Below are 8,249 nucleotides of genomic sequence, written 5' to 3'. Positions count from 1 at the left end.
CCTTGAGGTCGCCCTTGAGGGAGACGGTGTACGTGGCGGGGGTCGTCGGGGAGGCGTAGCCGAGGTCCGTCGAGGCGAGGACCAGACGCAGCCGGTGGCCGTCGTCGACCTCGTGGTCGATCGCCGGGAGGGTGAGGGTGACGTCCTTGCCGGCCTTGGCGCCCTCGACCCGGATGGGCGTGACCAGCTGGGAGGGCAGCACCGGCTGGGTGCGGCCCGGGCCGACGTCGTAGACCTTGGCGAAGAGCACGGCGTCGTCGCTGGTGGACTTCACGTGGACCGTGGCCGTCGGGGAGCCGGTCATCTGGACGTCGTCCCGGAACGGGGCCGACTCGAACGCGGCGAACTGGCCGGGGAAGTCGAGGGAGACCCCGACGCCGAGCGTGGAGAGCTGGCTGAGGCCGCCCGCGCCGCCGAGGCCCGGCAGGGCGGAGACGCCGGGCGGGCTGGCGCCGGGCGGGTTGTCGAAGCTCTGCTCGCGGCCGGCCAGGGCGATGGAGCGCTGCTTGCTCTCCAGGCCGGGGTAGCGGTCCGAGGTCACGCCGGTCAGGCGGGGTTCGCCGTCGCCGGAGCCGAGGCCGAGGGTGCGGGTGACGCGGAAGGCGGGGCCGGTGTCGACGCCCTTGTCGTCCTTCAGGTAGCGGTCGAACCAGCTCTGCACGCGGCCCTGGACGCGGCTCGTCTCCATGTCGCCGCCGTCGTGGCCGCCGGCGATCCAGTCGACGTCCACGGGGGCGCCGTTGGCGCGGATCGCCTTCGCGGCCTGGTCGGCCTGGCCGAGCGGGAAGAGCGAGTCGGACTGGCCCTGCATCAGCAGCGTCGGCACCTTGATGTCCTTGCCGACCGCGGAGGGCGAACGCTCGTCGAGCATCCTGCGCGCCTCGGCGTCCGGCTTGCCCGACTCGGCGACCCGCTCGTACATCCGGCACAGCGCGGGCTCGAACCGCTCGCAGCCGCCGCCGGAGTTGACGAAGATGCCTGCCCACAGCTTCTTGAACACGCCGTTCGGGAACAGCGCGTCGGCGAGGTTCCAGTAGGTGATGGCCGGGGCGATGGCGTCCACCCGGGGGTCGTGTCCTGCCGTGAGCAGCGCGATCGCACCGCCGTAGGAGGCACCGGCCATGCCCACGCGGGGGTCGCCGGGCTTGTCGAGTTCGACCTGGGGCTGCTTCGCGAGCCAGTCGATGAGCTTCGAGACGTCGGCGACCTCGCCCTTTGGGTCGTTCAGGCCGATCTTCCCGTTGGACTTGCCGAAACCGCGCGCCGACCAGGTCAGCACCGCGTAGCCGTCTCTGGCGAGATCCTCGGCCTGCTGCCGTACGTCGTTCTTGCTGCCGCCGAAGCCGTGGCCGAGCAGGACGGCGGGGCGACGGCCGTCACCGCCGGAGGTGAAGAACGAGGTGTCGATGCGCACCCCGTTCCCCGTGTCCAGGACCCGGTCGGCGCGGTCGACCGGGGGCACCTCGTCGTTCGCGACGGCCGTCCACGTCCCCGCGCCGGCGAGCACGACGACGGCGGCCCCGGCGGCGAGGAGCCGCCGGGGCCTCCGAAGCAGCCCGTTCAGTCCGGGCAGTCGAAGATCCATGCGTCAACGGTACGGGGTCAACCTGTCGATGAGTTGTCGACCGGAGACCGAAGTGCGAGGCCTTCCAGGGGTGTACACGGAGTTTTCGGCGTACTGCGGGTGGTGTACGGATCGAGCTCGGGTGGTGTTGTGATCGGCCGGGTGCGGGCTTGTCGTGGCTTGCCCCTCAGTTCCCCGCGCCCCTGAGGCCCCTGCGCCTCCGGGAGCGGAAAACCTCAGTGGTTGCGCGGGAAGCCCAGGTCCACGCCCGTCGGGGCGTCGGCCGGGTCGGGCCAGCGGGTGGTGACGACCTTGCCGCGGGTGTAGAAGTGCGTGCCGTCGTTGCCGTAGATGTGGTGGTYGCCGAAGAGCGAGTCCTTCCAGCCGCCGAAGGAGTGGTAGCCCACGGGGACCGGGATCGGGACGTTCACGCCGACCATGCCGGCCTCGACCTCCAGCTGGAAGCGGCGGGCCGCGCCGCCGTCCCGGGTGAAGATCGCGGTGCCGTTGCCGAACGGCGAGGCGTTGACGATGTCCAGGGCCTCCTCGTAGGTCTCCGTGCGCAGCACGCACAGGACCGGGCCGAAGATCTCGTCCCGGTAGGCCTTCGCGCTCGTGGGCACCTTGTCGAGCAGCGAGATGCCGATCCAGTGGCCGTTCTCGAAGCCGTCGACGGTGTAACCGGTGCCGTCCAGGACCACCTCGGCGCCCTCGGCCGCCGCGCCCTCGACGTAGGAGGCCACCTTGTCGCGGTGGACCTTGGTGATCAGCGGGCCCATCTCCGACGAGGGTTCGTTCCCGGGGCCGATCTTGATCTTCTCGGCGCGCTCGCGGATCTTCTCCACCAGTTCGTCGCCGATCGCGCCGACCGCGACGACCGCCGAGATGGCCATGCAGCGCTCGCCGGCCGAGCCGTAGGCGGCGGACACGGCGGCGTCGGCCGCCGCGTCGAGGTCGGCGTCCGGGAGGACCAGCATGTGGTTCTTGGCGCCGCCGAGCGCCTGGACGCGCTTGCCGTTGGCGGAGGCGGTGCTGTGGATGTAGCGGGCGATCGGGGTCGAGCCGACGAACGAGACCGCCTTGACGTCCGGGTGCTCCAGCAGGCGGTCGACGGCCACCTTGTCGCCGTGGACGACGTTGAAGACGCCGTCCGGCAGGCCGGCCTCGGCCAACAGCTCGGCGAGCTTGATGGACGCCGACGGGTCCTTCTCGGACGGCTTCAGCACGAACGTGTTGCCGCACGCGATGGCGAGGGGGAACATCCACATCGGCACCATCGCCGGGAAGTTGAACGGCGTGATGCCCACGACGACACCGAGCGGCTGGCGGATCGAGGACACGTCCACGCGGCTCGCCACCTGCGTGGACAGCTCGCCCTTCAGCTGGACGCTGATGCCGCAGGCCAGGTCGACGATCTCCAAGCCGCGCGCCACCTCGCCGAGCGCGTCGCTGTGCACCTTGCCGTGCTCGGCGGTGATCAGCTCGGCGATCTCGTCGCGGTGGGCGTCGAGCAGCGCCCGGAACCTGAAGAGGATCGAGGTCCGCTGGGCCAGCGAGGACTGGCCCCAGGTGGTGAAGGCCTGCTTGGCGGCGGCGACCGCCGCGTCCACCTCGTCGACCGAGGCGAACGCGACCTTCGTCGTCACCTCGCCGGTCGCCGGATCGGTCACCGGCCCGTGCGTGCCCGAGGCGCCTTCGACGGTCTTGCCGCCGATCCAGTGGTTGACGATCTTCGTCATGGCCGGGAACTCCTTCACAGATGGCGGCGTCGGGTGGAGACGTGCCGTTCGTACAGCTCACGTGCCTTGACCGCGGACGGCCGTGTCGCGGTCTCGGCCACAGGTACATCCCACCAGGCCTGGGCGGGAGGCGCGCCCGACACTGTGTCTGCCGTTTGGGTCTCCACATAGACACATGTGGGAGTGTCGGCGGCCCGGGCCTCCGCGAGGGCCTCCCGCAGGTCCCGTACCGACTTCGCGCGCAGGACGCGCATGCCGAGGCTGGCCGCGTTGGCGGCGAGGTCCACCGGCAGCGGCGGCCCCGTGTACGTGCCGTCCTCGGACGGGAAGCGGTAGGCGGTGCCGAACCGCTCGCCGCCGACCGACTCGGACAGGCCACCGATGGACGCGTAGCCGTGGTTCTGGATGATCAGCACCTTGATCGCGACGCCCTCCTGCACGGCCGTCACGATCTCCGTCGGCATCATCAGGTAGGTGCCGTCGCCGACCAGCGCCCACACGGGCCGGTCGGGGGCGGCCATCTTGACGCCGATGGCGGCCGGGATCTCGTAGCCCATGCAGGAGTAGCCGTACTCCAGGTGGTACTGGTCGTACGAGCGGGTCCGCCAGAGTTTGTGCAGGTCGCCGGGGAGGGAACCGGCGGCGTTGATGAGGATGTCCGACTCGTCGACCAGGGCCTCCAGGACGCCGAGGACCTGGGGCTGGGTGGGGCGGGTGTCCGGCTCGTCCACCTCGTAGCAGGCGTCGACGCGCTGTTCCCAGCGCTCCTTGTCCTCGGTGTACTCGGTGGCGTACAGCGGCGCGACCCGGTGGCCGTGCATCTCCAGCCGCTCGGTCAGCTCCTCCAGGCCGGTGCGGGCGTCCGCGATCAGGGGCTGCCCGGCGAGCTTGTGGCCGTCGAAGGGGGCGATGTTGAGGTTGAGGAACCGGACGTTCTCGCCGGTGAAGAGGGTGCCGGAGGCGGTGGTGAAGTCGGTGTAGCGGGTGCCGACGCCGATCACCAGGTCGGCGGTGCGGGCGAGTTCGTCCGCGGTGGCCGTGCCGGTGTGGCCGATGCCGCCGACGTCCTGGGGGTGGTCGTGGCGCAGGGAGCCCTTGCCGGCCTGGGTGGAGGCGACCGGGATGCCGGTGGTCTCGGCGAACTCGGCGAGCGCCTCCTCGGCGCGGCTGTGGTGGACGCCGCCGCCGGCGACGACCAGGGGCCTCTTCGCCGCGCGGATGATCCGTACCGCCTCGGCGAGTTCCGTCGGGTCGGCGCCGGGACGCCGTACGGTCCAGGTGCGCTCGGCGAAGAAGTCGTCGGGCCAGTCGTACGCCTCCGCCTGCACGTCCTGGGGCAGGGCGAGGGTGACGGCGCCGGTCTCGACGGGGTCGGTGAGCACCCGCATCGCGCTCAGCGCGGACGGGATCAGGGCCTCCGGCCGCGTGATCCGGTCGAAGTACCTCGACACCGGGCGCAGGCAGTCGTTGACCGACACGTCCCCCGCGTACGGCACTTCGAGCTGCTGGAGGACCGGGTCGGCGGGGCGGGTGGCGAAGATGTCGCCGGGCAGGAGCAGCACCGGCAGGTGGTTGATGGTCGCCAGGGCGGCGCCGGTGACGAGGTTGGTGGCGCCCGGGCCGATGGAGGTCGTCACCGCGTGCGTGGACAGGCGGTTGGACTGGCGCGCGTAGCCGACCGCCGCGTGCACCATGGCCTGTTCGTTGCGGCCCTGGTGGTACGGCATCGCGTCGGTGTGCTCCAGGAGCGCCTGGCCGATGCCGGCGACGTTGCCGTGGCCGAAGATGCCCCAGGTGGCGCCGATGAGCCGCTGCCGTACGCCGTCGCGTTCGGTGTACTGGGCGGCGAGGAAACGGACCAGCGCTTGCGCGACGGTCAGCCGGGTCGTCATCGGTAACCCCCTGTGCCTTCTACGTGGGCCGGATGGAAGCAGATCCGCCACTCCCGCGTCTCGCCCGGACCGGCCATGACGTTGAGGTAGTACATGTCGTGGCCGGGCTGGGCGATGGACGGGCCGTGCCATCCGTCGGGGACGAGGACGGCGTCGCCGGAGCGGACCTCCGTGAGGACGTCGGATCCGCCCTCACGCGAGGGGAATACGCGCTGGTAGCCGAAACCGTTCGGGCCGTCGATCTCGAAGTAGTAGATCTCCTCCAGCTCGGACTCCTCGCCGGGCCGGTGCTCGTCGTGCTTGTGCGGCGGGTACGAGGACCAGTTGCCGCCGGGGGTGATCACCTCGACCGCGATGAGCTTGTCGCAGTCGAAGGCGTCGGCCGAGGCGAAGTTGCGGACCTGGCGCGTGCAGGTGCCGCTGCCGCGTTCCTCGACGGGGACCTCCGGCGCGGGGCCGTAGCGGGCGGGGAGTTGTCGCTCGCACTTCGCTCCTGCCAAAGCAAAGCGGCCTCCCGCGCCGGAGGCGATCTGGGCCCGGGCGTCACGGGGCACGTACGCGAAGTCGGTGACCGACGCGAACACACTCTGTCTGCCCGAGAGGTGGAACTCTTCGTCTTCGACGCGCACGTTGCACGCGCCCGTCAGGGGCAGCACGATCCACTCGCTGTCCCCGGTGGTGAAGGTGTGTGTGCCGCCCGGTGCGAGCTCCACGATCCGCAGGCTGCTGTGCGTCCAGCCGGCCCGCTTGGGGTCGATGTCCAGGACGTAGTTCACGTCGGTGGTGGTGCCCTTGGGGACGTACAGCTCACTGGTCATGGAACGGCCCTCACAGCAGTCCTACGGCGGTGTCCACGGCGGCGGCCACGTCGCCGTCCGCCGGGTACAGCAGCGACCGGCCGACCACCAGTCCTCGCACGGTGGGCAGTTGCAGGGCGCCGCGCCACTTCTCGTACGCCCCGTCCTGGTCGTCGCCCACCTCGCCGCCCAGCAGTACGGCGGGCAGCGTGGAGGCGGCCATGACCTCGGCCATGTCGTCGGGGTTGTCGGTGACCGGCACCTTCAGCCAGGTGTAGGCGGAACTGCCGCCCAGGCCCGAGGCGATGGCGATGGACCGGGTGACGGCCTCGGCGGACAGGTCGTTGCGCAGCCTGCCCGTGTCGTCGCGGCGGGAGATGAACGGCTCGACGAAGACGGGGAGCCGTCGGGCGGCCATGTCGTCGATGGCGCGGGCGGTGGACTCCAGGGTGGTGAGGGAGCCCGGGTCGTCGTAGTCGATGCGCAGGAGCAGCTTGCCCGCGTCGAAGCCGAGGCGCTCGATGTCCTCGGGGCGGTGGCCGGTGAAGCGGTCGTCGAGTTCGAAACTCGCGCCTTGGAGGCCGCCGCGGTTCATCGAGCCCAGGACGACCTTTCCGTCGAGGGCGCCGAGCAGGAGCAGGTCGTCGAGGATGTCGGCGGTGGCGAGGACGCCGTCCACGCCCGGGCGGGACAGGGCCAGGCAGAGGCGTTCGAGGAGGTCGGCGCGGTTGGCCATGGCCATGCTGCGGCCACCGACGCCGAGGGCGCCGCGGGCCGGGTGGTCGGCGGCGACGATCATCAGCCGGCCGTTGTCGTTCAGCAGGGAACGGCGGGGGCGGCGGGCGGCGGCCTCGGCGATCGCCTCCGGGCGGTGGCTGCGGAGGTGGACGAGTTGGGAGACGTCGACGGTCACGTGACGGCCCCCGCGGTGACGGCCGCCTCGATCTCGTCCGGAGTGGGCATCGCGGACGAGCACTCCAGGCGGGAGGCGACGATGGCGCCGGCGGCGTTGGCGTGCCGCATGGTCTTCTCCAGGTCCCAGCCGGCCAGCAGGCCGTGGACGAGACAGCCGCCGAAGGCGTCCCCCGCGCCGAGTCCGTTGAGGACGTTCACGGGCAGCGGCGGGACCTCGGCGGTGACGCCCTCGCGGCTGACGGCGAGGACGCCCTTGGGGCCCTGCTTGACGACGGCCAGCTCGACACCGGCGTCCAGGAGGGCCCGGGCGGCGGCGTGGGGTTCGCGCACGCCGGTGGCGACCTCCACCTCGTCGAGATTGCCGACCGCGACGGTGGTGTGGCGCAGGGCCTCCTGGTAGAAGGGGCGGGCCGCGTCCGGGTTCGTCCAGAACATCGGGCGCCAGTCGAGGTCGAAGACCGTCGTGCCCGACTTGACTCGATGGGCGAGGGCCGCGAGGGTCGCCGTACGGCTCGGCTCCTCGCTCAGGCCCGTGCCCGTGACCCAGAAGACGCGGGCGTCGCGGATGGCGTCCAGGTCGAGTTCGTGGGCGTCGATCTCCAGGTCGGGGGCCTTGGGCTGCCGGTAGAAGTACAGCGGGAAGTCGTCCGGCGGGAAGACCTCGCAGAAGGTGACCGGGGTGGGCAGGCCGGGGACCGGGGTGACCCAGCGGTCGTCCACGCCGAAGCCCTTCAGGGCCTCGTGCAGGTAGGTGCCGAAGGGGTCGTCGCCGGTGCGGGTGATCACCGCGGTCCGCCGTCCCAGGCGGGCCGCGGCGACCGCGACGTTCGTGGCCGAGCCGCCGAGGAACTTGCCGAAGGACGTGACCTGCGGCAGCGGGACGCCCGTCTGGAGCGGATACAGATCCACTCCGATGCGCCCCATGGTGATCAGGTCGTAGGCCATCGGCTTCCCCTCGGTGTCGGCTCTCCCCGGCTTTGTAGCCCCCTTCCCGAAGCCCTGTCAATGTTTTGTCCGGACATTCGGACCAGATCATGACAGCGCTTTCGGCATGCCCTGGTCCGTGTCCGCCTCTTCGGTCAAGTCTTCGGCCCTAGCTGTCGGTCCGCCTCTCCAGACGGCTGCCGCGCGGCAGGGTGACGGACATGATGTCGCTGGGGGCGTCCAGGGCGATGCGGTGCCAGCGGCCGCGCGGCACGACGACGGCGGTGCCCGGTGTCAGGCCGGCCACCTCCTCCTGCTCTCCCGGCCGCTCCGGGCGGAGGTGGAGGCGTATCCCGCCGGTGAGGCAGGAGACGACCTCGTCCGCCTCGGTGTGGATCTCCCAGTGGTCGCCGTGCAC

Annotated in this window: 6 protein-coding genes and 1 pseudogene; all 7 read right to left on the bottom strand. The window is 71.3% G+C overall.

Annotation, left to right across the window (positions count from 1 at the left end):
• The coding region (locus tag CA983_RS37025; protein ID WP_143645662.1) for a S15 peptidase family protein at positions 1 to 1,585 on the bottom strand (1,585 nt) is incomplete at its 3' end.
• Between the two features lie 215 nt (positions 1,586 to 1,800).
• Entirely contained in the window at positions 1,801 to 3,303 is a 1,503-nt protein-coding gene (mmsA, locus tag CA983_RS37020) for a CoA-acylating methylmalonate-semialdehyde dehydrogenase (protein ID WP_086605119.1), read from the bottom strand.
• Positions 3,304 to 3,317: 14 nt separating this feature from the next.
• On the bottom strand, positions 3,318 to 5,195 hold the full coding sequence (gene iolD / locus CA983_RS37015; RefSeq protein ID WP_086605118.1) for a 3D-(3,5/4)-trihydroxycyclohexane-1,2-dione acylhydrolase (decyclizing): 1,878 nt from the start codon (positions 5,193 to 5,195) through the stop codon (positions 3,318 to 3,320).
• Positions 5,192 to 6,013: a 5-deoxy-glucuronate isomerase gene (gene iolB / locus CA983_RS37010; RefSeq protein ID WP_086605117.1), complete on the bottom strand. Its 822-nt coding sequence runs from the start codon at positions 6,011 to 6,013 to the stop codon at positions 5,192 to 5,194. The genes iolD and iolB overlap by 4 nt, the downstream gene beginning before the upstream one ends.
• A 10-nt stretch (positions 6,014 to 6,023) precedes the next feature.
• Positions 6,024 to 6,905: a Cgl0159 family (beta/alpha)8-fold protein gene (locus CA983_RS37005; protein WP_086605116.1), complete on the bottom strand. Its 882-nt coding sequence runs from the start codon at positions 6,903 to 6,905 to the stop codon at positions 6,024 to 6,026.
• Positions 6,902 to 7,852 (bottom strand): 5-dehydro-2-deoxygluconokinase, encoded by a 951-nt coding sequence (gene iolC, locus CA983_RS37000; protein ID WP_086605115.1) that lies wholly within the window; start codon positions 7,850 to 7,852, stop codon positions 6,902 to 6,904. The genes CA983_RS37005 and iolC overlap by 4 nt, the downstream gene beginning before the upstream one ends.
• 148 nt (positions 7,853 to 8,000) lie before the next feature.
• Positions 8,001 to 8,249 (bottom strand): annotated as a pseudogene (locus CA983_RS36995) (cupin); the annotation flags it as partial.

This window comes from Streptomyces swartbergensis (assembly GCF_002148965.1).
GTDB lineage: Bacteria > Actinomycetota > Actinomycetes > Streptomycetales > Streptomycetaceae > Streptomyces > Streptomyces swartbergensis.
The sequence above is the reverse complement of the archived record's forward strand: the minus strand, read 5'-3'. Positions and strand labels throughout refer to the sequence as shown.

Coding starts and splice junctions, on each gene's coding strand:
- iolD (WP_086605118.1), bottom strand. CDS start 5,195: ATGACGACCCGGCTGACCGTCGCGCAAGCGCTGGTCCGTTTCCTCGCC.
- iolB (WP_086605117.1), bottom strand. CDS start 6,013: ATGACCAGTGAGCTGTACGTCCCCAAGGGCACCACCACCGACGTGAAC.
- iolC (WP_086605115.1), bottom strand. CDS start 7,852: ATGGCCTACGACCTGATCACCATGGGGCGCATCGGAGTGGATCTGTAT.